Here is a 26,104-nt window from a genome sequence, read left to right as displayed (position 1 = left end):
GGTATTAAAGGCGGAAAACGAGTTCAAACGGCACGTCCGAATCGTATCAATGGCGAGATTCGCGCCCTGGAAGTTCGCTTAACAGGTCTGGAAGGTGAGCAGCTGGGTATTGTGAGTCTGAGAGAAGCTATCGAAAAGGCTGAAGAGGCCGGAGTAGATTTAGTTGAAATCAGCCCTAACGCCGAACCGCCAGTTTGTCGTATTATGGACTACGGCAAGTTCCTTTATGAAAAGAGTAAGTCTTCTAAGGAACAGAAGAAGAAGCAAAAAGTTATCCAGGTTAAGGAAATCAAATTCCGACCTGGTACCGATGATGGCGACTATCAGGTAAAACTCCGCAGCCTGATTCGCTTTCTGGAAGATGGCGATAAGGCCAAGATCACGCTGCGTTTCCGCGGTCGTGAGATGGCCCACCAACAGATCGGTATGGAAGTGCTTACGCGCGTCCGTGACGATCTGAGTGAACTGGCAGTAGTCGAATCCTTCCCAACGAAGATCGAAGGCCGCCAGATGATCATGGTGCTCGCTCCTAAGAAGAAACAGTAAGGCCTTCAAGTAGCAATGTCTGTGGAGCCTTTTAGGTTCCGCAGTTGTTGCTCGCCTACGTTTCGTTTATTAACAATGCGAAGTGGAAGTTATTAAAATGCCAAAAATTAAGACCGTACGCGGTGCTGCTAAGCGCTTCAAAAAAACCGGTAAAGGTGGTTTTAAGCACAAGCACGCTAACCTGCGTCACATTCTGACCAAAAAAGCTACCAAGCGTAAACGTCACCTGCGTCCGAAAGCCATGGTTTCCAAAGGCGATCTGGGCCTGGTAATCGCGTGCCTGCCGTACGCATAAGTCGTTAACCCTTTTAACTTTTTAATTAGAATAGATACAGGAGAGCACATATGGCTCGCGTAAAACGTGGTGTAGTTGCCCGTGCACGTCACAAGAAAATTTTGAAACAAGCTAAAGGCTACTACGGTGCGCGTTCTCGCGTATACCGCGTTGCCTTCCAGGCTGTTATCAAAGCTGGTCAGTACGCTTATCGTGACCGTCGTCAGAAAAAGCGTCAGTTCCGTCAACTGTGGATTGCGCGTATCAACGCAGCAGCACGTCAGAACGGTATTTCTTACAGCAAATTCATCAACGGCCTGAAAAAAGCCTCTGTTGAAATCGACCGTAAGATCCTGGCTGACATCGCCGTATTCGACAAATTAGCGTTCACCGCGCTGGTCGAAAAAGCGAAAGCAGCTCTGGCATAAGCCAGTTGAAAGAGGGAGCTTGTCTCCCTCTTTTTGTTTATGCCCGTCTTAGAATTATTTCGGGCATAACCCTATCAGAAGATTGACTTTTATTGCTGTAAGCTTTTCAATACAGCTCTTACGTTTAGTTCCTGACAAGGTAATGCAAGCATGAATGCTGCTATTTTCCGCTTCTTTTTTTACTTTAGCACCTGAATCCAGGAGGCTAGCGCGTGAAAGATGAAACGGAAAACAGCGCCAGAAAGCCTCCCACTGTGGAGGCTTTTTTCGTATATGAACCCGTTCATGCTATTTCAAGCTGCAGGGGCGTTAGTCAGTTTGCGCCCGCGACGACAGAGACCTTTTTGCCATGTGATGCGCGGCGCTGCCTGTAACTCGAAATAGTCAGAACAACATAATGACCATAACCGGTGTCTGCACCGACATAATGAGGAAAACCATGTCACATCTCGCAGAGCTGGTTGCCAGTGCGAAGGCAGCCATTAATGAGGCATCAGATGTTGCCGCGCTGGACAACGTCCGCGTGGAATACCTGGGTAAGAAAGGGCATCTGACCCTTCAGATGACCACCCTGCGTGAGCTGCCGCCAGAAGAGCGTCCGGCTGCTGGCGCGGTCATCAACGAAGCGAAAGAGCAGGTTCAGCAGGCGCTTAACGCGCGTAAAGCTGACCTGGAAGGCGCCGCGTTGAACGCCCGCCTCGCCGCTGAGACCATCGACGTCTCTTTACCGGGGCGCCGTATTGAAAACGGTGGCCTGCATCCGGTAACCCGCACCATCGACCGTATCGAGAACTTCTTCGGTGAGCTGGGCTTTACCGTGGCGACCGGTCCGGAAATCGAAGATGATTACCACAACTTTGATGCGCTGAATATTCCGGGTCACCACCCGGCTCGTGCCGATCACGACACCTTCTGGTTTGATGCCACGCGTCTGCTGCGTACCCAGACCTCTGGCGTGCAGATCCGCACCATGGAAAACCAGCAGCCGCCGATCCGTATCATTGCCCCGGGCCGCGTCTATCGTAACGACTACGACCAGACCCACACCCCAATGTTCCACCAGATGGAAGGCCTGATTGTTGACACCAACATCAACTTCACCAACCTGAAAGGGACGCTGCACGACTTCCTGAATAACTTCTTTGAAGAAGATCTGCAGATTCGTTTCCGTCCGTCCTACTTCCCGTTCACCGAACCGTCCGCGGAAGTTGACGTGATGGGTAAAAACGGTAAGTGGCTGGAAGTGCTTGGCTGCGGCATGGTGCACCCGAACGTCCTGCGTAATGTCGGCATTGACCCGGAAGTCTATTCCGGCTTCGCCTTCGGGATGGGGATGGAGCGTCTGACGATGCTGCGCTACGGCGTGACCGATTTACGTGCGTTCTTCGAAAACGATTTGCGTTTCCTCAAACAGTTTAAATAAGGGCAGGACAGAATAATGAAATTCAGTGAACTGTGGTTACGCGAGTGGGTGAACCCGGCGATCGACAGCGAAGCGCTGGCGAACCAGATCACCATGGCTGGCCTGGAAGTTGACGGTGTTGAGCCGGTGGCGGGTGCGTTTAATGGCGTCGTGGTTGGCGAAGTGGTTGAGTGCGGCCAGCACCCGAACGCTGACAAACTGCGGGTGACCAAAGTCAACGTCGGTGGCGAACGTCTGCTGGACATCGTCTGCGGCGCGCCAAACTGCCGTCAGGGTCTGAAAGTTGCGGTCGCGACGATCGGTGCCGTACTGCCGGGCGACTTCAAAATTAAAGCGGCTAAACTGCGTGGCGAGCCGTCTGAAGGGATGCTGTGCTCGTTCTCCGAACTCGGAGTTTCCGACGATCATAGCGGTATTATCGAACTGCCGGCGGATGCGCCGATTGGCACCGATATCCGTGAATACCTGAAGCTGGACGATAACACCATCGAAATCAGCGTCACCCCGAACCGCGCTGACTGCTTAGGTATCATCGGCGTGGCCCGTGATGTGGCGGTGCTGAACAAATCTCCGCTGAATGCGCCGGAGATCGCACCGGTCGCGGCGACCATTGCCGATACGCTGCCTATCAGCGTTGAAGCGCCGGACGCCTGTCCGCGCTATCTGGGCCGAGTGGTCAAAGGCATCAACGTCAAAGCGCCGACGCCGCTGTGGATGAAAGAGAAGCTGCGTCGCTGCGGCATTCGTTCGATCGATGCGGTCGTTGACGTGACCAACTATGTGCTGCTTGAGCTGGGTCAGCCGATGCACGCGTTCGACTGCGACCGTATTGACGGCGGCATCGTCGTGCGTATGGCGAAAGAGGGCGAGAAGCTGGTTCTGCTGGATGGCAGTGAAGCCAAACTCGATACCGACACCCTGGTGATTGCCGACCATCACAAAGCGCTGGCAATGGGCGGCATCTTTGGCGGCGAACACTCTGGCGTCAATGATGAAACCCAGAACGTGCTGCTGGAATGTGCTTTCTTCAGCCCGCTGTCAATCACTGGTCGCGCACGTCGTCACGGCCTGCACACCGATGCCTCTCATCGCTATGAGCGTGGCGTTGATTCCGCGCTGCAATACAAAGCGATGGAACGTGCAACCCGTCTGCTGATCGATATCTGCGGCGGCGAAGCCGGCCCGGTCATCGACGTGAGCAACGAAGCGACCTTGCCGAAAGCTGCAACCATCACGTTGCGCCGTAGCAAGCTCGATCGTCTGATTGGCCATCATATTGATGATGCGCAGGTCAGCGACATCCTTACCCGTCTGGGCTGCGAAGTGACGGTAGGTAATGGCGAATGGCAGGCGGTGGCACCGAGCTGGCGTTTCGATATGGAAATCGAAGAAGATCTGGTGGAAGAAGTCGCCCGCGTTTACGGCTATAACAATATTCCCGATCGGCCGGTGCAGGCGGGGCTGATTATGGGCACCCACCGTGAAGCCAATCTGTCGCTGAAACGTGTAAAAACGATGCTCAACGACAAAGGCTATCAGGAAGTGATCACCTACAGCTTCGTTGATCCGAAAATACAGCAACTGGTTCACGCGGGTGAAGAAGCGCTGATTCTGCCGAGCCCGATCTCCAGCGAAATGTCGGCCATGCGCCTGTCGCTGCTGACCGGCTTGCTGGGTACGGTTGTGTATAACCAGAACCGTCAGCAAAGCCGTGTGCGTATCTTTGAGAGCGGTTTACGCTTCGTACCTGATACTCAGGCGCCGCTGGGGATTCGCCAGGACGTGATGCTGGGCGGTGTTATCTGCGGTAACCGCAATGATGAGCACTGGAATCTGGCAAAAGAGACCGTCGATTTCTATGATTTAAAAGGCGATCTGGAATCCGTTCTGGACCTGACCGGTAAATTAGCCGACATCGAGTTCCGTGCAGAAACGCACAGCGCCCTGCATCCGGGCCAGTCAGCAGCGATTTATCTGAAAGGTGAACGTATTGGTTTCATTGGGGTTGTTCACCCTGAGCTGGAACGTAAACTGGATTTGAACGGCCGCACTTTAGCCTTCGAACTGGAGTGGAACAAGCTCGCAGACCGCGTGGTGCCTCAGGCGCGCGAGGTTTCACGTTTCCCGGCGAACCGCCGTGATATCGCTGTTGTAGTCGCTGAAAACGTACCTGCAGCTGATGTTTTGACCGAGTGTAAGAAAGTTGGCGTAAATCAGGTAGTTGGCGTAAACTTATTTGACGTGTACCGCGGTAAAGGTGTGGCGGAAGGCAGTAAAAGCCTTGCGATTAGCCTAATCCTTCAGGATACCAGCCGTACACTCGAAGAAGAGGAGATTGCCGCTACCGTCGCCAAATGTGTAGAGGCATTAAAAGAGCGATTCCAGGCATCATTGAGGGATTGAACCTATGGCGCTTACAAAAGCTGAAATGTCAGAATATCTGTTTGATAAGCTTGGGCTTAGCAAGCGGGATGCCAAAGAACTGGTAGAGTTGTTTTTCGAAGAGGTTCGTCGTGCTTTGGAAAACGGAGAACAGGTTAAACTCTCCGGGTTCGGCAACTTCGATTTGCGGGATAAAAACCAACGCCCGGGTCGTAACCCGAAAACGGGGGAAGATATTCCCATTACAGCCCGGCGTGTGGTGACCTTCAGACCCGGTCAGAAACTGAAAAGCCGTGTCGAAAACGCTTCGCCCAGAGAAAAATAATCTGAACTAACTAAAAAGGCCGCTTCTGCGGCCTTTTTCTTTGGCATTTTTTGTATTGAACGTTAAGACTTTACGGCCGTTATCATCACTTCGACCAGAATGTCCGGGCGCGCCATCTCGGCCTGCACCGCCGCTCGTGCCGGGCTGTGACCTTCCGGCAACCACGCAACCCACTCCTCATTAAATCCGGCAAAATCTTGCGCCATATTCTTTAGCCACACCTGCGCGGAAAGCAGGTGGCGATTATCGCTCCCGGCCTCTGCCAGCAATGCATCAACTTTCGCTAACACCTCCCGGGTCTGCAGCCGGATATCCTGGTCGCTGCTAATCGGGGTTTGCCCGGATAAAAAAATCAGATCGCCATACCCGACGCTGGCGGAAAGACGGGGTTGCGGGTGGTTACGTTGGATGGTCATACGGCGTGTTCCCATGTCAGGCCTGCTAAAGAAATTGCAGGGTTATCATCATTGAGCAGGGCGGCAAGGACTACCGCGCTGCCGGCAGCCAGGGTGAAGCCAAGGCTCCCCTGACCGAGGTTCATCCACAGATTCTGATAGCCGGCACGGCCAAGCAGCGGCGGCCCGGCCGGTGTTGAAGGGCGCATGCCGCACCAGGCTTCAGCATCCTCAATACCCTGTAACTCCGGAAAACTACGGGCGACGATCTTTTTGAGCGCCTGGATCCGCTCCGGGCGCAGTTCATCGCCGTCGTAGCCGATGTCGACCATCGCCGCAATGCGCAGGCGGTCGCCCAGGCGAGCGTAGACCACCTTATGGCCGTAGTCGGTGACGCTGAGGTCCGGGGCGATACCGGGCGCTGTCGGGAAGGGCAGGGTCAGACTGTAGCCTTTTAGCGCACACAGCGGCACGCGCACCCCGGTCGTTGCCAGTAAGGGCGCGCTGCCGTTACCCGCCGCCACGATGTACTCATCGCCGACGATGATTCCCTGGCTGGTGTCGACGGAGTGAATGCGGCCGGCTTGTTTATTCAACTGCTGCACTTCGCAATGGCTGGTCAGCGTAAAGCTGGGGCTGGCGTTCAGCTTGCGAAGCAGCGCCTGACAGAATTTTTGGCAGTCGGCGGTTTCATCGCCAGGGGAATAAATACCGCCTTGCAGCGCGGAGTGAATGTATTTCAATGCCGGCTCAAGCTGAATACACTCATCGGCATTCAGCGCCTGCTGATATTGCGGGTTGATACCTTTTGCGGCTTTATTGAAATCATATGCCCGGCGATGAACAATTAATTTCCCGGAACGTCGCCAGTGAAAGTCGCTCAGATTATCCTCATTCAGCCATTCCTGCATCACCTGACGGCTCAATAATGACAGACGCAGAATATGGTCGCCGTTGACCTTATTGGTCTGGCTGTTACAGGCGAGGAGAAACTGCAGCAGCCAGCGCCATTGATCCGGCGCCATTTTCAAACGCATATTCAGCGGAGAGTCGCTTTTCCCCATCCACTTTATTCCCTGCAGGGGAACGCCGCGGTCGGCCAGCGGTGCCACATAACGGTAGCTAAGCTGTCCGCCATTGGCGAAACTGGTCGCCATACCGGGTTGTGCCTGACGCTCCAGCAATTGAACCTGGTGGCCGCCTTTAATTAACTCATAGGCCGTTGCCAGCCCAATCACTCCGCCGCCGATAATGACAATGCGCTTTTTCATATCCTGATATATCCGCCACTGATAAATACCTGCGCTTTATGTCAAAGCATTTACCGGTGTGGCGCAATTGACTTTTTATTTTCAGGGTATAACTCCAGGTTAATCTCCTGCAGCTGGTGGCGAAGTTGCTTGCAGAGAAAATCGACCAGTTTCTGGCTAATGGGACTGAGCGAAACATCCGCCCGTCGCAGCAGGCACAGGGGGAGCAGCATCGGCGGCTCGATAGGGTGAATCAGCGCCGGGTCGAGGTTATGCCGGGCGGAAAAAATATCGGTAATGCTGCATCCCATTCCGCGTTTCACGAACTCGGTGGCCATGTAATAGGTTTGCACGTTCAGGCGGGTGGTTAAAAAATCACGGCGGGTGGCGATGGCGGCGGAGAGCGAATGAGGGCCGGGCGAGATCCAGCGCTGCTGGTCAATCTCATCAATCGCCACCGCACCCTGACGGAAATCCCGGTCGATATAGACCAGCGGAACCTCGGCAATCACGGTGGATGTGATCTCCCCTTGCTGAACAGGCTGTAACGTCAGGGCCAGATCGATCTCGCGCAGGTCCAGTTTTTTGACCAGGGTCTCAGTATGTTCGGTACTGAGGGTCATCACCAGATTGCTGTTTTGCTGATAGAAATCGGTAACCAGTTCCGGAACCAGACTCAGGCCGAGACTCGGCAGGCAGCCAAGGCTGATTTTCGCTCTCGGGTCGCGGGCAAGGTTATCGGCCAGCAGCCGCAGGTTATCCAGATCCTGGTAGATATTCTGGGCTTTTTCGAACAGCGTCAGCGCTTCGCTGCTCGGCAGCAGCTTACCGCGAACTCGCTGGAAGAGTTGAAAACCGAGCTTCTGCTCGGCGTTTTTCAGCGCTTTGCTGGCGGCAGGTTGAGAGATATTCAGCGATTCCGCCGCGCGAGAAAGTGTGCCGCAGGTCATCACGGCGTGGAAGATTTCCAGGTGACGCAGTTTCATGACGAGTTAACTCAGGGTTATAGAGATCAGATAAAAAGTCATTTTCTAATAACAGTAAGTTAACATAAATTTAATCCGCGTTCAGCGCACCGTTCACATATTGCGCTGGCTGCGCCGCCGTCAGGCGGATAATCCGATTCTCAGAACATGATCTGTAAACCCTACACACCCCTCAGGCGACAGAGCCAACAATGATAACGAGGGGGGATATTTTCTGAGCAGGTCCGAAAACGCCGCCCTGAAATAACGGCCGGTTTGATTGGCAATAAGGAGTTATATGAGTGACTCAACGCTCTCTGGCAACCCGATATCCAGACAAAATATCACCAGAAAAAATATTTTTATTGGCCTGCTGTTAGGGGTGTTTTTATTGACCGCGCTCTGGTGTCACAACCAGCCCGTCGCGGAATTAGGCTTGCTGAGTTTTACGCCGCTGGTTGCATTAGCGGTGCTGTCGATTGTCGGCGTGGATATTGTGCTGGCGGTGATCTCTTCCATTATTATCGCGATGATCATGACCTCTACCGGCCTGCCTGAAATGGGCACGATGCTGGCGAAGTCCACCGGTTCTTTTATCGCCACCGTTGGTCTGATTATCATGCTCGGCGCCGGGGTCGGCGAAGTGGCCACCCGCACCGGTGCGGCAGTGGAACTGGTGAAATTTGTGGTGCATCGCATCGGCCTGTCCAGCCAGACCCGGGTTAAATTTGGCATCGTCATCTCGTCGATCCTGATCTGCGGGGCGCTGGGCACGATGGCCGGCGGAAACGCGATCATTGTGGCGGTTATTATTCCCGTTGCTGCTGCGGTCAGGCTGACGCCGCCGACGGTCGCCGCGCTGATGATGACCGCCGGTTCGATCGGTCTTTTTACCGGGCCGTTTACTCCCAGCACCGTGACCATCCTTAAACTCGGGGGGCTGAGCTACCCGGATTACCTGCTGTATGTCGGGCTGCCAATGAGCGCCGTCACCCTGCTGGCCGGTTGGGTGATGGCGGGGCGGATTCAGAAAATGACCGAAGGTAAACTGTGTTATGAGGTTGACCTGTCGGAAAAGGTTCAGCAGGAAGAGAGCCCTGCGGTGTCTCGCCGCAAGAAGCTGAGCGCCCTGGCCTTTGCGGCAACCATTATCGTGATGGCGGTGATTGGGGTGGTGATTAAAGCCGGCTTTAGCTTCGCGATTATTGTGATGCTGCTGGTGGCGCTGATCACCGGGCTGGTCGGGGGACTGCGGCCCACGCAGATTTTGCAGGCGCTGTATCATGGCTGCGGTCGTCTGGTGTGGATGTTTATCCTCTACTGGCTGTATAACCCGATTCTTGAGCTGATGGACGGGCTCCATGCCTATCAGGGCCTGCTGGATTATACCCAGCCGCTGCTGGAGGGGATCTCGCCGGCCTGGCTGTGCTTCTGTATCTTTGCGTTCAATATTATCGGCCACGTGCCTGGCGCAGCGGTGGCGCAGATGACCTTCACCCACAAAATTTTTGGCCCGATGCTGATGGCCGCCGGGGTGCCGCCGCAGGGAACCACCGCGGTGCTGCTGGCCTCATCGCAGGTAGACTGGTTTGGCCCGTTCCCGTCCTCGGATATGTTTGGTCAGATGGGGCTGGCGCAGTCGACGCATCTCAAATATATGCTTTATAACGGCTGGGCTATCGTCATCGCCAACATTATTCTCTTTGCGCTATTGTTCCAGGTGCTGGTGTAAGCGCTCTTCAGCCGTCGCGCGGTGCCCGGAATCTCTGGCGCCGCGCTTCCTGAACCCTCCGCGATAAATGCTGTCGACGGAGGTTTTGCTTTTCTCCCCCGGATCCCCACCGTAAAATCAACGGCATCTCTTTCTTGCGTCACGGAAATTATGCTGACCTTTGCTCAGATTCAACAGCGCCGCAGCCGGCGCTGGCTTATCGCTTTACTGCTGTTGCTCCTCGCCATGGTCGTGGTCAGCCTCTGCGCCGGAGAACAATGGATCGGCCCGCAAGAGTGGTTCAGCGCCAAAGGGCAGCTGTTTATCTGGCAGATTCGCCTGCCGCGCACCGTCGCGGTGCTGTTGGTGGGCGGCGCGCTGGCGCTCTCCGGGGCCATTATGCAGGCGCTTTTCGACAATCCGCTGGCGGAGCCGGGGCTGCTCGGGGTCTCTAACGGCGCCGGAGTCGGGCTGATTGCCGCGGTATTGCTGGGGAAAGGCTATCTGCCGGGTTGGGCGCTGGGGCTATGCGCCATTGCCGGCGCGCTGCTGATCACCTTTATTCTGCTGCGTTTTGCCCGCCGCCATCTCTCAACCAGCCGTCTGCTGCTGGCGGGCGTGGCGCTGGGGATCATCTGTAGCGCGCTGATGACCTGGGCGGTCTACTTTTCAACCTCCTTCGACCTGCGTCAGCTGATGTACTGGATGATGGGCGGGTTTGGCGGCGTGGACTGGCAGCAGCTCTGGCTGATGCTGGCGCTGCTGCCTGTGCTGGTCTGGGGATGCCTGCAGTCGCAAGCGCTGAATCTTCTGGCGCTGGGTGAAGTCTCGGCCCGTCAGCTGGGTCTGCCGCTGTGGTTATGGCGGCGGCTGCTGGTGGTCGCGACCGGCTGGCTGGTGGGGGTGAGCGTGGCGCTGGCGGGGGCCATTGGCTTCATTGGCCTGGTTATCCCTCATATTCTGCGGCTCTGTGGATTAAGCGATCACCGCGTCCTGCTGCCTGCCTGCGTGCTCGGCGGCGCCAGCGCGCTGTTGGGGGCGGATATTATTGCCCGCCTGGCGCTGTCGGCGGCGGAACTGCCGATCGGGGTGGTCACCGCGACGCTGGGGGCGCCGGTGTTTATCTGGCTGTTACTGAAATCTGTCCATTCGCACTAAGCGACAACGCTTGAGTAATAAGCTGGCGCAGCGTAGGCCGCCGCGCCAGCACAGGGATTACCAACCTTTGATGGCATCGCCTTTATAGACTTCCATCGCTTTATCCGCGACTTCTTTGGTCTGGAAGGCTGCGGTCAGTTCCTGAATCTTCTTGCTGTCTTTGTTGTCATCGCGAGCGACGATAGCATTGACATACGGCGAGTCCGGTCCTTCCATAAACAGGCCGTCACGGGCGGCCGAAAGCCCCGCCTGCGCCGAGAAGTTGGTGTTGATAATCGACAGCGCGACGTTCGGGTCGTCCAGCGTGCGGGTCAGCTGCGGGGTGTCCACTTCAACAATTTTTAAATGTTTCGGGTTGTCGATGATATCCAGCGAGGTTGGCAGATAGCCGACGCCGTCTTTGAGCTTAATTAAGCCCTGCGCCTGTAACAGCAGCAGGCTGCGGCCCAGCGTAGTGGTTTCGTTGGAGATGGACACCGTCGCGCCATCCGGGAGCTCGTTGAGGTTTTTAATTTTGCGCGAGTAGGCGGCGATCGGGAAGACAAAGGTCTTGCCGACGACAGCAAACTTGTAGCCACGCTCTTTTGACTGTGCTTCAAGGTAGGGCAGCGTCTGGAAGGCGTTAGCATCCACGTCTTTATTATTTAACGCTTCGTTAGGCAGCACGTAATCATTGAAGGAGATCACCTCGACATCGAGGTTATATTTTTCCTTTGCAACCTGCTCAACCACCTTCCAGATAGCTTCATCCGGGCCGGTGTTGATCGCAACTTTCACCTTGTTGTTATCGTCAGGAGAGCAGGCCGATAACAACACCACCGATGTGGCGATTAACACCGAACTTAACAACTTTTTCATCTCAAAAACTCTCTCAAATTAGTCCATAAGAAAATGCTATTACATCCATTTAACACTCTACACTGAATTGCCCTTCGACCATATTGAGAGGAATTCATGTTGCCAGAGGGCCGGTGCGGTGTAACCGATAGCGGATTCAAAGTACAATAGCGCGCTGTGAATCCGCTACAGTAGATAGGGATCACCTTAAACAACAACCGGTTTTATCGACTGAGGGAAGGCTATGCAACACGATATTCTGAATACGGAAGTCACCACTATCGATGGCGAAAAAACGACATTGGCGGGCTACGCGGGTCAGGTACTGCTGATCGTGAACGTAGCATCAAAATGTGGTCTGACGCCGCAGTATGAGCAGCTGGAAACCTTGCAAAAGGATCTCGAAAACGACGGGTTTACCGTGCTTGGTTTCCCGTGCAACCAGTTCCTGGGCCAGGAGCCGGGGAGCGAAGACGAGATTAAAACCTTCTGCAGCACTACCTACGGCGTGACTTTCCCGCTGTTCAGCAAAATTGATGTCAACGGCGAACATCGTCACCCGCTGTATCAGAAACTGGTCGATGCGGCGCCGCAGGCCGTGGCGCCGGAAGGCAGCGGTTTCTACGAGCGAATGGCCAGCAAAGGCCGCGCGCCGGTCAACAGCAACGACATTTTGTGGAATTTCGAAAAATTCCTGATCGGCAAAGATGGCCAGGTTATCCAGCGCTTCTCGCCGGATATGACCCCGGACGATCCGCAGCTGGTTGCCGCCATTAAAGGGGCGCTCGCGAAATAATGCCGTTTTTGATGCAGCTTGCAGATGTCGAAGAGGCCGGGCGGCTGGCGCCGTTTAGCGCGCAGGTCCGCCCGGGCGAAATGGTGCATCTGGTGGGGCCAAACGGCGCTGGCAAAAGCACCTTACTGATGCGCATGGCGGGGCTGAGCAGCGGCCCCGGACAGGTTCTCTTCAATGAACGCCCGCTGACGCAGTGGCCGGCGCAGGAACTCTCCCGGCACCGGGCCTATCTGAGTCAGCATCAGGCGCCGCCTTTCGCCATGCCGGTCTGGCATTATCTGTCGCTGCATCTGCAAAACGGTGTGCAAAACGAACTGCTCGGCACGGTGGCCGCGCAGCTGGGCCTGAGCGACAAGCTCGGGCGTCAGGTCGGCCAGCTGTCGGGCGGGGAGTGGCAACGCGTGCGCCTGGCCGCGGTGATCCTGCAGGTTCATCCGCGAGCCAATCCGGCGGGGCAGTTGCTGCTGCTGGATGAACCGATGAACAGCCTTGACGTCGCGCAACAGGCGGCTCTCGATCGCGTCCTGGCCGGGCTGTGCGAGGCGGGCGTAGCGGTGGTGATGAGCAGTCACGATCTAAACCATACCCTGCGGCACGCGCAGCGGGCGTGGCTGATCTGTCGCGGGCAGGCGATCGCCTGTGGCGATACATGCGCGGTATTAACCGAAGAGAATTTAATCGCCGCTTACGACATTCCCTTTGAGCGTATTGCGGTTGCTGGTCATTTTATGCTCGTTGCATCACAGTAGCACGATGCTACCTTGCCAGTGCATTGATAAACCAGCTAAATTATCCTGACGAAATCATAGGGAACAGAGGAATCGTCTGAGATGCGTTTGTGGTTCATTTTATTGACGGCGCTATTTCTGGCTGGCTGTAGCCACCACCGGGCGCCGCCGCCGAATCCGCGGCTGGCAGATTCCATCACCGTTATCGCCAACCTCAACGAGCAGCTGCGCAACTGGCGTGGCGCACCGTACCGCTACGGCGGCATGTCGCCGCGCGGCGTGGACTGTTCCGGCTTCGTGGTGATGACCTTCCGCGACAAGTTCTCGATGCAGCTGCCGCGCGAAACGCGCGAACAGGCGGAAGTCGGCACCAAAATTGATAAAAGCGACCTGCTGCCGGGGGATCTGGTGTTCTTCAAAACCGGGTCCGGTGAGAGCGGGTTGCACGTAGGGATCTACGATACCGATAATCAGTTTATCCACGCCTCAACCAGCCAGGGCGTGACACGCTCTTCGCTGGATAACGTCTACTGGAATAAGAAATTCTGGCAGGCGCGCAGAATATAGCATCGGGTAGGTACTGTAGATGCAATGAAAGGGGAAGCGCGGGCTTCCCTTTTTTTATGTTGATAACCCTGCGGTTCACCCGTGTTAATACCTTGTTGAAGGCACTACACTGGAGACAGGAGGAACCATGACCCTGTCTTTTACTACCCACTGGCGTGATGAACTGCCGGATTTCTATACTGCGCTCGCGCCCACACCGCTGCACAATGCCCGGCTTATCTGGCATAACCCGGCGCTGGCGCAAACCCTGGGCGTCCCTGACACACTGTTCCACCCGGCGCAGGGCGCTGGCGTGTGGGGCGGCGAAACGTTACTGCCCGGCATGTCGCCGCTGGCGCAGGTCTACAGCGGCCACCAGTTTGGCAGCTGGGCCGGGCAACTGGGCGATGGCCGGGGGATCCTGCTCGGCGAGCAGCAATTGCCCGATGGTCGTCGCGTAGACTGGCATCTGAAAGGCGCCGGGCTGACACCTTATTCACGAATGGGAGACGGGCGGGCCGTACTGCGTTCAACGATTCGTGAAAGTCTGGCATCGGAAGCGATGCATGCGTTAGGGATCCCGACCACCCGCGCCTTAGCCATGGTCACCAGCGACACCCCGGTACAACGTGAAACCCTCGAGAGCGGGGCGATGCTGATGCGTATTGCCGAGAGCCACGTGCGTTTCGGCCATTTTGAGCACTTCTACTACCGCCGCGAGCCGGAGAAGGTCCAGCAGCTGGCGGATTATGTGATCCGCCACCACTGGCCAGAACTGAACGATGAAGCGGATAAGTACGTGCTGTGGTTCCGTGACGTTGTCACGCGGACGGCGACGATGATCGCCAGCTGGCAGACGGTGGGCTTTGCCCATGGGGTGATGAATACCGATAACATGTCGATTCTTGGCCTGACCATGGACTACGGTCCTTATGGCTTCCTCGATGACTTCAAACCTGACTTTATCTGCAACCACTCCGATTATCAGGGGCGCTACAGCTTCGAAAATCAACCGGCTGTTGGCCTGTGGAACCTCCAGCGCCTGGCGCAGTCGCTGTCACCGTTTATTCCGGTTGAGGCGCTGAATGCGGCATTAGATGGCTATCAGCATGCTTTGCTGACGGTATATGGCCGCCGTATGCGCGACAAACTGGGCCTGTTTAGCCAACAGAAAGGCGATAACGACCTGCTGGATGGCCTGTTTGCCCTGATGATCCACGAAGGCAGCGACTATACCCGCACCTTCCGGATGCTCAGCGTCAGCGAGCAGCACAGTGCCGCATCGCCGCTGCGCGACGAGTTTATCGACCGGGCAGCCTTTGATAGCTGGTTCGACCGCTATCGTGCGCGTTTGCGTGACGAGCAGATTGATGATGCTCAGCGTCAGCAGCAGATGCAGAGCGTCAACCCGGCGCTGGTGTTGCGAAACTGGCTGGCGCAGCGCGCCATTGAGCAAGCAGAGCAGGGCGATATGGCTGAACTGGCGCGTCTGCATCAGGTATTAACCCAGCCGTTTAGCGACCGCCAGGACGATTATGTTAATCGTCCTCCCGACTGGGGAAGGCATCTGGAGGTCAGCTGCTCGAGCTGATGCCACGCTAAGTGCCTTCTCCGCCCGGTGGCTGGAGAGGGCTTATTTGGTGAGGATCAGTTTGCCCGCATGGGTCTGGCGCAGCAGATAGTGCTGGCCGCCGTGTTCAATCACCACCCGGCCTTCCGGCCCGAGCAGGGTGCGGCTGTTTATCTTACGATCCGTCGGCACGGGGTAAGGGGCATTGTCTTTTGTTTTTTCTGCTGTGGCAGTGTTATCCATTCGCGTCATAGCACCAAAATAAAAATAAAAGCAACAATGATAATCATTATCAGTAATGTTAATTTTTACGGCAAGCGTTATTTGTGAAAACCCTGGATTTTGGGGGTGTTAGCGGGGGAATAGCGTACAACGAAGGGATGAAACAGCCCTGCCACAGAGTGGCAGAGACAGGGCAATACACTAACTACAGGCGGGTAGCGGTAGCGGCGGCCAGTTCGGCCAGCAGTCGCTCGCTGTCTTCCCAGCTCAGGCAAGGGTCGGTAATCGACTGCCCACGCGTCAGCGGCTGACCGGCAACCACCTTCTGGGTCCCTTCCAGCAGGAAGCTTTCCGCCATGATGCCGGCAATGGCGGTGGAGCCTGCACGGATCTGCTGGCAGATATCGGCACACACCTCCAGCTGACGACGGTGCTGCTTCTGGCAGTTGCCGTGGCTGAAATCCACCACTAGCTGTTCCGGAAGCGCAAACTCGCGCAGCGCCTCGCAGGCCGCGGCAAGATCTTCCGCGTGATAATTCGGCCGTTTCCCGCCGCGCATGATGATATGGCCATACGGGTTGCCGCTGGTCTGATAGATCGTCATCTGTCCCTGTTTATCCGGCGACAGGAACATATGGCTGGCGCGGGAGGCGCGAATGGCGTCAACAGCGATGCGGGTGTTGCCATCGGTACCGTTTTTGAAGCCTACCGGGCAGGAGAGCGCCGAGGCCATTTCACGGTGGATCTGGCTTTCGGTAGTACGCGCGCCGATGGCGCCCCAGCTAATCAGGTCGGCAATAAACTGTCCGGTCACCATATCGAGAAACTCGGTTGCGGTGGGGACGCCCAGCTCGTTCACCTGCAGCAGCAGCTGGCGTGCCAGTTCGATACCATGGTTTACCCGGTAGCTGCCATTGAGGTCAGGATCGGAAATTAACCCTTTCCAGCCCACCACGGTACGCGGTTTTTCAAAGTAGGTGCGCATCACGATTTCCAGCTGCGGCTGGTAACGCTCACGCATCTCCTGCAGGCGGCGGGCATAGTCCATCGCCGCGTCGGTATCGTGAATGGAGCACGGGCCGATAATCACCAGCAGGCGGCGATCTTCACCATTAAGGATCTTTTCTATCCGACGGCGGGAGGCGGCGACGTGCGCCGCAACATCGGCAGACACCGGGTGGCGCTGCGCCAGTTCCGCGGGCGTCACCAGGCTTTCAATGCGCGCGGTACGCAATTCGTCTGTTTTATTCATTGGAGTCTCAAAAATCTGTTTCTTCCGCGGCGAAAATGCCGGGAAGTGATGCGCATCACGATAAACCAATCTCTGCTTATTGCAAGAGCAGGTCATGATCCTGTATAGGCCACGGGTGATAGCATAAACATATTTTATCCAATGCACTAGCTCATTAGTACATTCTTCGATTCAGCCCCATGATGTCCATGATTTTAGTGGCAATTTCTTCAACCGAATAATTGGTACTATTCAGGCAGGGAATTTTATTCTTGCGGTACAGCGCTTCCACCTCGGTGACTTCCATCCGGCACTGGCGCATCGAAGCATAGCGGCTGTTTTCGCGACGTTCCTCGCGGATAGCGGCGAGGCGCTCCGGGTTAATGGTCAGTCCGAACAGCTTATGCTGCAACGGCTTAAGGGAGGCCGGCAGGATTAAATTATCCATATCGTCGGCGATAAACGGATAGTTCGCCGCGCGGATGCCGTACTGCATGGCCAGGTAGAGGCTGGTAGGGGTTTTACCGCAACGGGACACCCCGAGCAGAATCACCTGTGCCTGATCGAGGTTACGCAACGAAATACCGTCATCGTGGGCGAGGGTGTAGTCGATGGCCGCAATACGGGCATCGTATTTATTGAGGTTACCCGGCGTCAGGCCGTGGGTCCGATGGGCGATGGGCGTCGGGTCGAGACGCAACTCTTGCTGTAGCGGGGCCACCAGCGCCTGCACGATATCCTGACAAAATCCCTCACTTTGCACGATGATATCGCGGATTTCCGGGATCACGATGGAGTAGAACACCAGCGGACGGATGCCGGTCTGCTGGTAGATGGTGTCAATCTGCTCCTTGACGGCCCGCGCGCGACTGACATTTTCGACAAACGGCAGGGTAAAGCTGCTGATGGCAACAGGAAATTGCGACATCACCGCATGCCCCAGCACTTCTGCCGTAATGGCAGTACCGTCAGAAATATAAAATACGTGGCGATCTACAGCACTTTCCATTTTTGACCATCCGGTATAATGAGTTTAATTACCTGAAAGCAGATATTAAATTTAAGCATATCCCCCCTCGGCTTGTCTCATTTTAAAAATGAAACGGTATTTTTATTTTTAATGAAAAGGATGGTTCAGTTTTCTGTTCTTTCTGGATTCTGTATCAAATTGCAGCAGATTTCAGCAGAATCATTGGCTTAGGTATATTGCTGGAACTGTCCTAAAACAGGAAAAATAATTTGCTTGAACGATTCACCGTTTTTTTAAGCCGCATAAATATGTCAGGATAAATCCCGTAGTTGATCGTGAGTTTTTTATCACTGGTATTAAATCACAAAAGGATTGTCTCGATGTCCAACAATGGCTCGTCACCGCTGGTGCTTTGGTATAACCAACTCGGCATGAATGATGTAGACAGAGTTGGGGGCAAAAATGCCTCCCTTGGTGAAATGATTACGAATCTGTCCGGTATGGGTGTTTCCGTACCGAACGGCTTTGCCACCACCGCTGATGCTTTTAATCAGTTCCTGGACCAAAGCGGTGTTAACCAGCGCATCTATGAGCTGCTGGATGAAACCGACATTGACGACGTTTCCGCATTAGCGAAAGCGGGCGCCCAGATCCGTCAGTGGATCATTGACACGCCGTTCCAGAGCGAACTGGAAGACGCCATTCGTGATGCTTATCGACAGCTGTCCGCTGACAATGCCGAGGCCTCCTTTGCCGTGCGCTCCTCCGCCACCGCGGAAGATATGCCGGACGCCTCCTTCGCCGGGCAGCAAGAGACATTCCTCAACGTGCAGGGCTTTGATGCCGTGCTCGTCGCCGTGAAGCACGTGTTTGCTTCGCTGTTTAACGATCGCGCGATCTCCTATCGCGTGCATCAGGGTTATGACCATCGCGGCGTGGCGTTATCCGCCGGGGTTCAACGGATGGTGCGCTCCGACCTCGCCTCATCCGGCGTCATGTTCTCCATCGATACCGAGTCCGGTTTTGACCAGGTGGTGTTTATTACCTCCGCCTGGGGCCTCGGCGAAATGGTGGTGCAGGGGGCGGTGAACCCGGATGAGTTCTATGTCCACAAACCGACGCTGGCCGCTGGCCGCCCGGCGATCGTGCGCCGCACCATGGGGTCGAAAAAGATCCGCATGATCTATGCGCCGACCCAGGAGCATGGCAAGCAGGTACGTATCGAAGACGTGCCGCAGGAACAGCGCGACATTTTCTCGTTAACCGATGACGAAGTGCAGGCGCTGGCCGTCCAGGCGGTACAGATCGAGAAGCACTACGGCCGTCCGATGGATATCGAATGGGCGAAAGACGGCCACACCGGTGAGCTGTTTATCGTGCAGGCGCGTCCGGAAACCGTCCGTTCCCGCGGTCAGGTGATGGAACGCTATACCCTGCATGCGCAAGGTCAGGTAGTGGCTGAAGGCCGCGCCATCGGCCATCGCATCGGGGCGGGTCCGGTTAAGGTGATTCACGATATCAGTGAAATGAACCGTATCGAGCCGGGCGACGTGCTGGTGACCGACATGACCGACCCGGACTGGGAACCGATCATGAAGAAAGCTGCGGCGATCGTCACCAACCGTGGCGGGCGTACCTGTCACGCGGCGATTATTGCCCGTGAGCTGGGGATCCCGGCGGTGGTTGGTTGCGGCGACGCGACGGATCGCATTCAGGAAAACCAGAACGTGACCGTCTCCTGCGCCGAAGGTGATACCGGCTACGTGTACGCCGAGCTGCTCGATTTCAGCATCAAGAGCTCCAGCGTCGGTGAAATGCCGGATCTGCCGCTGAAAATCATGATGAACGTCGGTAACCCGGACCGTGCATTCGATTTCGCCTGTCTGCCGAACGAAGGCGTGGGTCTGGCGCGTCTGGAATTTATCATCAATCGGATGATTGGCGTACACCCGCGCGCGCTGCTGGAGTTTGATGACCAGGAGCCTGCGCTGCAGAACGAAATCCGCGAGCTGATGAAAGGCTACGACTCACCGAGAGAGTTCTACGTCGGTCGCCTGACCGAAGGGATCGCTACCCTCGGCGCGGCGTTCTATCCGAAGCGCGTAATTGTTCGTCTCTCTGACTTTAAATCTAACGAATACGCCAACCTGGTCGGCGGCGAGCGTTATGAGCCGGAAGAAGAGAACCCGATGCTTGGCTTCCGCGGCGCCGGTCGTTACGTCTCCGACAGCTTCCGCGATTGCTTCGCCCTGGAGTGTGATGCGGTTAAGCGCGTGCGTAACGATATGGGGCTGAGCAACGTCGAGATCATGGTGCCGTTCGTACGTACCGTTGCTCAGGCGAAAGCGGTGGTTGAAGAGCTGGAGCGTCAGGGACTTAAGCGCGGTGAAAATGGCCTGAAAATCATTATGATGTGCGAAATCCCATCGAATGCGTTACTGGCCGATCAGTTCCTTGAGTATTTTGACGGCTTCTCTATCGGTTCGAACGACATGACGCAGCTGGCGTTGGGTCTCGACCGCGATTCCGGCGTGGTTTCTGAGCTGTTTGATGAGCGCAACGAGGCGGTGAAAGCGCTGCTGTCGATGGCGATTCGCGCAGCGAAGAAACAGGGTAAATATGTCGGTATTTGCGGGCAGGGCCCGTCAGACCATGAAGATTTTGCCGCGTGGCTGATGGATGAGGGGATCGACAGTCTGTCCCTCAACCCGGACACCGTCGTGCAAACCTGGCTTGGCCTGGCTGAACTGAATAAATAAGCCCGGCGTTAAAACCACAAAATCCCCGTCAGTAATGACGGGGATTTTTTTTATTTTCTTTTCCTGATGCTCAACCGCATATTTGCAGTCAGTCACATAAACAGAAAAAAACAAAATATCGTAATCACGCAGTGAATTTCGACAATTGTTGCCTCGCCGGACATTCTCAATACTGATACCGCGTCATCGGATTCTGATACTAACGACTTAGTGATAAACGCTATCTTGCGTGTAAGGATAATAATGACTATCTCCTCTGTATTGACGATAAAAAATAAAATTGGTTACGGCCTTGGCGATATGGCCAGCGCGCTGGTGTGGCAAACTGCCACGCTGTTTCTGGCCTATTTTTATACCGACGTATTTGGTCTGCCTGCCGCGATTATGGGCACGATGTTTTTAGTCGTGCGGGTGGTGGATGCCGTGGTCGATCCCTGCATCGGTGCGCTGGTGGACCGTACCCAGACTCGTCACGGACGCTTTCGTCCCTGGCTGCTGTGGTTTGCGATCCCTTTTGGGGTCAGCTGCATCATCACCTTCTACGTGCCGGACGTCGGCGAAACCGGAAAAATCATTTACGCCTGCCTGACCTACACCATTCTGAGCTTTATCTATTCGGCGATTAACGTTCCGTACTGCGCGATGCCTGGCTCCCTGACCATGGACCCGCACGAACGGCATTCGCTGCAATCGTGGCGCTTTGCGTTATCGTTTATCGGCGGTCTGATTGTCACCGTGATTGCGCTGCCGCTGGTGGCTCATCTGGGGGGCGGGAATGCGCAGAAAGGCTATTTTTATGCCATGAGCCTGATGGGGCTACTTGGCATCGTGCTTTTCTTTAGCTGCTTTTTCCTCACTCGCGAACGCTTCACCCCGCCGCACGATACCTCCGGCTCATTAGTAAAAGACCTCAAACTGCTGGCCGGCAATAGCCAGTGGCGAATCATCTTCGTGTTTAACATTTTATTATTAACGGCTGTCGTTACACGCGGGTCGGCGACCATGTATTACGTCAAGTACGTGATGCAGCGACCGGATATGGTGTTTACGTTTATTGTCTCCGGAATGATTGCGGCTCTGCTCGGGGCATTATTATCCGAACGCTTATTGGGTAAATTCGACCGGGTCCGCGCCTATCAGTGGACGATTATTACTTTTGTCTGTTTTGCCACGGCTATTTTCTTTATTCCGGCGAATCAGGTGTGGCTGATATTTGGCGTTAACGTGGTCTTTAGCTTTATTCAGAACCTGACCACGCCGCTGCAGTGGACCATGTTCTCGGACGTCGTGGATTACGAAGAGCATCGCAGCGGTCGCCGCCTCGACGGGCTGGTCTTCTCCACGGCATTGTTCGCCATTAAGTTCGGCCTTGCGCTGGGCGGCGCGGTGGTGGGGTGGGTTCTCGGCATTGTCGACTATATCCCTAACGCCACAACCCAGTCGGCGACGGTGCTGAGCACCATTAATACTCTGTTCACCTTGATCCCAGCGGTTCTGTTTATCGCGATGGCGCTGCTGCTGGTGTTCTACAAGCTCAATAGCGCCACGGCGGACAGCATTGCCCGCGATCTTATCCGTCGCCGCGAAACCACCCTCACGGACACTGCGCAACCGGCGCTGAATACCGCCTTACAGGAGTAATTGTATGACCGAAATTTATCAGGATGCCCGTCGCCCGATTCAGGAACGCGTCGCGGATTTGCTGGCGCGCATGACGCTGGACGAGAAAATTGCCCAGATGCACGCCTACTGGCTGGTGCTCGCGGAAGAGGGTGAACACCGGGAGCGCAGCGACATGAGCGACGAGTTTGCCGGCGTCAGCGCCCAGGCGTCTCTGGCCGAACGTTTAATGCTTGGGGTCGGGCAGATAACCCGTCCGCTAGGCACCCACATTGTGTCGGCGCAAAGCGGCGTACGCGCGGCCAACCGCCTGCAAAAAATGCTGGTCGAGGAGACCCGGCTCGGGATCCCGGCGCTGTTCCATGAAGAGTGCCTGGTGGGGCTGCTGTGTAAAGAGGCGACGTTGTTCCCCTCGTCGCTCAACTACGGTTCGACCTGGGACCCGGCGCTGGTGGCACGGGCGGCGCGGGAAATCGGCGCTGAAGCGCGCTCGACAGGTTGTAAGCAGGGGCTGGCGCCGGTGCTGGATGTGTCACGCGACGTGCGCTGGGGGCGCACCGAGGAGACCTTCGGTGAAGACCCGTGGCTGGTCGGAGTCATGGCCTGCGCTTATGTGGAAGGATTACAGGGGGAGAAGCGCGACCTGCTGGCAACCCTGAAGCACTACGTCGGCCACTCGTTTAGCGAAGGGGCCCGCAACCATGCGCCGGTGCATCTGGGATTTTGCGAACTCAACGATACCTTCCTGCTGCCGTTTGAGATGGCGGTCAAGCTGGCAAACGCCGGGTCAGTGATGCCGGCCTATCATGATATCGACAACCAGCCCGGTCACAGCGACCACTTCCTGCTGACCACCCTCCTGCGCGAGCAGTGGGGCTTCGACGGCATTATCGTGGCCGACTATGGCGGCGTCAGTCTGCTGCATCAGCACCACGGCATTGCCCATGATGCCGCGGAATCCGCTGCGCTGGCCTTCAACGCCGGGCTTGACGTGGAGCTGCCGAAAGATGACTGCGCGCGCCATCTACAGCAGGCGCTGGCGCGGGGGCTGATCACCCTCGAGAAAATCGATGAAATTGTCGGGCGTACCCTGACGGAGAAGTTCCGGCTTGGCCTGTTTGAACAGCCCTACACCGATGTAGCCGGCATTACCTTGCAATCACCTGCGGCCCGTCAGGCGGCGCGTGACGTGGCTACCCGTTCGCTGACGCTGCTGGAAAACCGCGGCATCCTCCCGCTGAAAGGACAGCCGAGGGTTGCGGTGGTGGGACCCACTGCCGACGATCCGCTGGCGCTGCTCAGCGGCTACAGTTTCCCGGTGCATCTGATCATCAGCGATATGGTCGATGAGGTGTCTCAGGTGACCACGCCGCTGGCGGCTCTGCGCCACACGCTGGGTGAGGCGCGGGTCAAGTACGCCAAAGGCTGCCATATCATCGAGCAGCGCATGGCGGGGGCGCCGGTGTTCCCCGGCGACAGCGGCGGCAAACCGATGCAGACTTCGCCGGTGTCGTTCGATACCAGCCTGATCCCCGACGCGGTCAGCGTGGCCCAGCAGAGCGATGTTATCGTCGCCTGCGTGGGCGATCTGGCCGGGCTGTTCCAGAGCGGAACCGTCGGTGAAGGGTCCGATACCGATAGCCTGAATCTGCCGGGCGTACAGCAGCAGCTGCTGGAGGCGCTGGTCGCCACCGGTAAACCGGTAATTGTGGTGATGACCGGCGGGCGGCCTTATCACCTGCAGGGGCTTGAGGACCACGTGGCGGCATTGCTGATGGCCTGGGCGCCAGGACAAGAGGGTGGATGGGCCATCGCCGACGTACTTACCGGGCGTGAGGAGCCGCAAGGACGGTTGGTGGTCAGCGTGCCGAAAAGCGCCGGTGCGATGCCTTATTACTACAACCACAAGCTCAAAAGCGGCGGAACACCGTTTGCTTTCCACTTTGGCTCACGGTATCCGTTTGGCTACGGGCAAAGCTGGACCACCTTTGAGTACGGCCAGCCCGAGCTGCTGGCGTCCCAGGTGGCGTCGGACGGGGAAATCGCCCTTCAGGTGACGGTACGCAACAGCGGCGATCGTCGCGGGAGTGAAGTCGTCCAGCTATACGTTCGCGATAAAGTGGCGTCGATGGTGCGTCCGCTGCAGGAGCTCAAAGCCTTCCAGCGGGTGACGATTGACGCCGGTGCCAGCGCCACGCTGACCTTCTCCGTGCCGGTCGATATGCTGAATTTCACCCGCCGTGACGGCAAACGTATTGTCGAGCCGGGCGAGTTTGAACTGCAGATCGGCGCATCTTCGGCGGATATCCGTGGCACGGCCACCGTGACCGTACGCGGCCAGGTCCGTGAACTGCCGCAACACTGGCAGATGATGAGCCGCTGTGAGGTGAGCTAAACGTTCAGGTATTTATTCGACAAAGGCGGCCTGTGACTCTGGAAACAGGTCCGCATCAGAATCATCTGAGGCAGCAGGATAAAAAAAAGCCCATCGTGGGAGATGGGCAAAGACTACACACAGCAATTCGTTGTTTCACTCAGGGGATTTCCATGCTTATAAATCAACGTATTGATTCATAACCGTGCCCTAATAGTAGATATCGCTGATTAATGCGTCGATCGGATTCATCTCAATAGTTAAATTGGTGTGAAGTATGATTGTGAGAATGGCGGGAAATACGGCGAAGAAGGTGAAGGTTAAGGGTGTTTTTATTAGGTTTTCTTATATTTAAGGCGGGTTTCCCCGCCTCATTTTTTACTTCTCGCAGCTGTTATTCACCGCATTGAGCTCTTCCAGTTCGGCGAGCACCTGATCCGGATCTTTTGGCGGCGGCGGAACCTCATGCAGCCAGGCGTCGAACAGGCGCCAGGAGACGGCGAGCAGCACTGGGCCGATAAACAAACCAATCATCCCGAAGGCGATCAGGCCCCCGATAACGCCGGAAAGAATCAGGATCATCGGCAGGTCGGCGCCCATTCGAATCAGCATCGGGCGGATAACGTTATCCATAGTGCCGACGACGCAGCTCCACACCAGCAGCACCGTGCCCCAGGTGGTATCCCCGGTCCAGTAGAGCCAGATAATCGACGGGATCAGCACAATCAATGGCCCCAGCTGCACCAGACAGGTGAAGATCATCACCACGGTCAGCAACGCGGCGTAAGGTACGCCGCTGATGGCCAGACCAATCCCGCCCAGCACCGCCTGGACCAGCGCGGTGACCACGACGCCCAGCGCCACGGCGCGAACCGCCTGACCGGCCAGCAGCACGGCCGCATCGCCGCGTTTAGCCGCCAGACGGGTGGCAAAATAGCGCAAACCGTAGGCGACCTTTTCACCCTGCCAGTACAGCAGGGCGCTGAACAGCAGCATCAGACCGCAGTACACCAGCAGCTTGCCAATATGCGCCGCTTGGCCGACAAACCAGGTGGTGGTGGTGCCGATATAGGGGCGAATCTTAGCCATAATGGCCGCGCCGCCCATATCCAGCAGGCCATGCCAGGCCGCGTAAAGTTTATTACCAATCAATGGAATACTGTTGAGCCAGGCCAGATCTGGCAGGCTGACGTTGCCGCTGGAGATGATTTTGATCAACGGCGCGCTGTTATCCACCAGGCTGTTGACCAGCAGCGCAATGGGGATCACGAACAGTAAAAACAGCAATATGGTCATCACCAGCACGGCGAGGGCACGTTTACCAAACAGCACACGCTGCAGGCGTAACAGCACCGGCCAGGTGGCAATGACGACGGTGCCTGCCCAGGCGAAAGACAGAATAAAGGGTTGTACCACCCATAAGCAGGAGATAATTATCAGGGACAAGAACAGTACCGACAGCAGAACTTGCGGTATATCCCGGGGCTGGCGATCGTTAATCATAGAGAAATTTTACCTTTCCAGTGGCGTCAAAATGCTGACGCTGCGTAAATCCATGTACTGATAATAATATCAATAATTTCACGGGCCTGAT

The 26,104-nt window shown here is 56.1% G+C and carries 24 protein-coding genes, 1 other RNA gene and 1 other annotated feature; of the genes, 16 read left to right on the top strand and 9 right to left on the bottom strand.

The window, feature by feature from the left end:
* Positions 1-3: 3 nt before the first annotated feature.
* From infC to ihfA, 7 genes are all read left to right on the top strand, one after another.
* Positions 4-546 carry a translation initiation factor IF-3 gene (gene infC, locus EDF82_RS06390; protein ID WP_123754723.1) on the top strand — a complete coding sequence of 181 codons (543 nt, stop codon included), beginning with the start codon at positions 4-6 and terminating at the stop codon, positions 544-546.
* Positions 547-643: 97 nt separating this feature from the next.
* On the top strand, positions 644-841 hold the full coding sequence (gene rpmI / locus EDF82_RS06385; RefSeq protein WP_001124225.1) for a 50S ribosomal protein L35: 198 nt from the start codon (positions 644-646) through the stop codon (positions 839-841).
* Between the two features lie 50 nt (positions 842-891).
* Complete coding sequence (gene rplT, locus EDF82_RS06380) at positions 892-1,248, top strand: 50S ribosomal protein L20 (protein WP_004102963.1); 357 nt, start codon at positions 892-894, stop codon at positions 1,246-1,248.
* Between the two features lie 145 nt (positions 1,249-1,393).
* Positions 1,394-1,519, top strand: a sequence feature (Phe leader region).
* Positions 1,399-1,443, top strand: a complete 45-nt coding sequence (pheM, locus tag EDF82_RS06375) for a pheST operon leader peptide PheM (protein WP_001386830.1) — start codon at positions 1,399-1,401, stop codon at positions 1,441-1,443. (Overlaps the previous feature by 45 nt.)
* Positions 1,520-1,687: 168 nt before the next feature.
* Positions 1,688-2,671: a phenylalanine--tRNA ligase subunit alpha gene (pheS, locus tag EDF82_RS06370; RefSeq protein WP_032687130.1), complete on the top strand. Its 984-nt coding sequence runs from the start codon at positions 1,688-1,690 to the stop codon at positions 2,669-2,671.
* 15 nt (positions 2,672-2,686) lie between these two features.
* Entirely contained in the window at positions 2,687-5,074 is a 2,388-nt protein-coding gene (gene pheT, locus EDF82_RS06365; protein ID WP_123754722.1) for a phenylalanine--tRNA ligase subunit beta, read from the top strand.
* A 4-nt stretch (positions 5,075-5,078) separates the two neighbouring features.
* A complete protein-coding gene (ihfA, locus tag EDF82_RS06360; protein ID WP_004851790.1) occupies positions 5,079-5,378 on the top strand; it encodes an integration host factor subunit alpha in 300 nt (99 codons plus the stop codon).
* 62 nt (positions 5,379-5,440) lie between these two features.
* Here the strand turns inward: ihfA and EDF82_RS06355 are convergent, their stop codons facing one another.
* From EDF82_RS06355 to EDF82_RS06345, 3 genes are read right to left on the bottom strand one after another with little or no spacing between them, the layout of a single operon-like run.
* A complete protein-coding gene (locus EDF82_RS06355) occupies positions 5,441-5,794 on the bottom strand; it encodes a RidA family protein (protein ID WP_123754721.1) in 354 nt (117 codons plus the stop codon).
* Positions 5,791-7,044: a D-amino acid dehydrogenase gene (locus EDF82_RS06350; RefSeq protein ID WP_123754720.1), complete on the bottom strand. Its 1,254-nt coding sequence runs from the start codon at positions 7,042-7,044 to the stop codon at positions 5,791-5,793. The genes EDF82_RS06355 and EDF82_RS06350 overlap by 4 nt, the downstream gene beginning before the upstream one ends.
* Positions 7,045-7,094: 50 nt before the next feature.
* Positions 7,095-8,009 (bottom strand): LysR family transcriptional regulator, encoded by a 915-nt coding sequence (locus EDF82_RS06345; protein ID WP_123754719.1) that lies wholly within the window; start codon positions 8,007-8,009, stop codon positions 7,095-7,097.
* A 277-nt stretch (positions 8,010-8,286) separates the two neighbouring features.
* Between EDF82_RS06345 and EDF82_RS06340 the strand changes: the two genes are divergently transcribed.
* Positions 8,287-9,720: a gluconate:proton symporter gene (locus EDF82_RS06340; protein WP_123754718.1), complete on the top strand. Its 1,434-nt coding sequence runs from the start codon at positions 8,287-8,289 to the stop codon at positions 9,718-9,720.
* Between the two features lie 150 nt (positions 9,721-9,870).
* The gene (gene btuC / locus EDF82_RS06335; protein WP_123754717.1) at positions 9,871-10,857 is read left to right on the top strand and encodes a vitamin B12 ABC transporter permease BtuC; all 987 of its coding nucleotides are present in this window, start codon (positions 9,871-9,873) and stop codon (positions 10,855-10,857) included.
* Between the two features lie 57 nt (positions 10,858-10,914).
* On the opposite strand, the gene EDF82_RS06330 is transcribed toward btuC, so the two are convergent.
* Positions 10,915-11,715 (bottom strand): MetQ/NlpA family ABC transporter substrate-binding protein, encoded by an 801-nt coding sequence (locus EDF82_RS06330; protein ID WP_123754716.1) that lies wholly within the window; start codon positions 11,713-11,715, stop codon positions 10,915-10,917.
* A gap of 223 nt (positions 11,716-11,938) precedes the next feature.
* On the opposite strand from EDF82_RS06330, the gene EDF82_RS06325 reads away from it, so the two are divergent.
* The 4 genes from EDF82_RS06325 (at position 11,939) to selO (ending at position 15,355) form a co-directional block, all read left to right on the top strand.
* On the top strand, positions 11,939-12,490 hold the full coding sequence (locus tag EDF82_RS06325) for a glutathione peroxidase (protein ID WP_123754715.1): 552 nt from the start codon (positions 11,939-11,941) through the stop codon (positions 12,488-12,490).
* On the top strand, positions 12,490-13,239 hold the full coding sequence (gene btuD, locus EDF82_RS06320; protein ID WP_123754714.1) for a vitamin B12 ABC transporter ATP-binding protein BtuD: 750 nt from the start codon (positions 12,490-12,492) through the stop codon (positions 13,237-13,239). Before EDF82_RS06325 ends, btuD begins: the two co-directional genes overlap by 1 nt.
* An 81-nt stretch (positions 13,240-13,320) precedes the next feature.
* A complete protein-coding gene (locus tag EDF82_RS06315; RefSeq protein ID WP_123754713.1) occupies positions 13,321-13,785 on the top strand; it encodes a C40 family peptidase in 465 nt (154 codons plus the stop codon).
* A gap of 127 nt (positions 13,786-13,912) precedes the next feature.
* A complete protein-coding gene (selO, locus tag EDF82_RS06310) occupies positions 13,913-15,355 on the top strand; it encodes a protein adenylyltransferase SelO (protein ID WP_123754712.1) in 1,443 nt (480 codons plus the stop codon).
* Between the two features lie 42 nt (positions 15,356-15,397).
* On the opposite strand, the gene hemP is transcribed toward selO, so the two are convergent.
* From hemP to EDF82_RS06295, 3 genes are all read right to left on the bottom strand, one after another.
* Complete coding sequence (hemP, locus tag EDF82_RS06305; RefSeq protein ID WP_174509949.1) at positions 15,398-15,577, bottom strand: hemin uptake protein HemP; 180 nt, start codon at positions 15,575-15,577, stop codon at positions 15,398-15,400.
* 184 nt (positions 15,578-15,761) lie between these two features.
* Positions 15,762-16,808, bottom strand: a complete 1,047-nt coding sequence (gene aroH, locus EDF82_RS06300; RefSeq protein WP_123755496.1) for a 3-deoxy-7-phosphoheptulonate synthase AroH — start codon at positions 16,806-16,808, stop codon at positions 15,762-15,764.
* Positions 16,809-16,962: 154 nt separating this feature from the next.
* A complete protein-coding gene (locus EDF82_RS06295) occupies positions 16,963-17,796 on the bottom strand; it encodes a pyruvate, water dikinase regulatory protein (RefSeq protein ID WP_123754710.1) in 834 nt (277 codons plus the stop codon).
* 341 nt (positions 17,797-18,137) lie between these two features.
* Between EDF82_RS06295 and ppsA the strand changes: the two genes are divergently transcribed.
* From ppsA to EDF82_RS06280, 3 genes are all read left to right on the top strand, one after another.
* Positions 18,138-20,516, top strand: a complete 2,379-nt coding sequence (ppsA, locus tag EDF82_RS06290; protein WP_123754709.1) for a phosphoenolpyruvate synthase — start codon at positions 18,138-18,140, stop codon at positions 20,514-20,516.
* A 243-nt stretch (positions 20,517-20,759) separates the two neighbouring features.
* Entirely contained in the window at positions 20,760-22,157 is a 1,398-nt protein-coding gene (locus EDF82_RS06285; RefSeq protein ID WP_123754708.1) for an MFS transporter, read from the top strand.
* Positions 22,158-22,161: 4 nt separating this feature from the next.
* Entirely contained in the window at positions 22,162-24,531 is a 2,370-nt protein-coding gene (locus EDF82_RS06280) for a glycoside hydrolase family 3 N-terminal domain-containing protein (protein ID WP_123754707.1), read from the top strand.
* 78 nt (positions 24,532-24,609) lie between these two features.
* Here the strand turns inward: EDF82_RS06280 and rprA are convergent.
* Positions 24,610-24,717, bottom strand: an RNA gene (rprA, locus tag EDF82_RS06275) — antisense sRNA RprA.
* Between the two features lie 171 nt (positions 24,718-24,888).
* A complete protein-coding gene (gene ydiK / locus EDF82_RS06270) occupies positions 24,889-26,013 on the bottom strand; it encodes an AI-2E family transporter YdiK (RefSeq protein WP_123754706.1) in 1,125 nt (374 codons plus the stop codon).
* Positions 26,014-26,104 lie beyond the last annotated feature (91 nt).

This window comes from Klebsiella sp. BIGb0399, assembly GCF_003752615.1.
GTDB classification, from domain to species: domain Bacteria; phylum Pseudomonadota; class Gammaproteobacteria; order Enterobacterales; family Enterobacteriaceae; genus Klebsiella; species Klebsiella lignicola.
The sequence above is the reverse complement of the archived record's forward strand: the minus strand, read 5'-3'. Positions and strand labels throughout refer to the sequence as shown.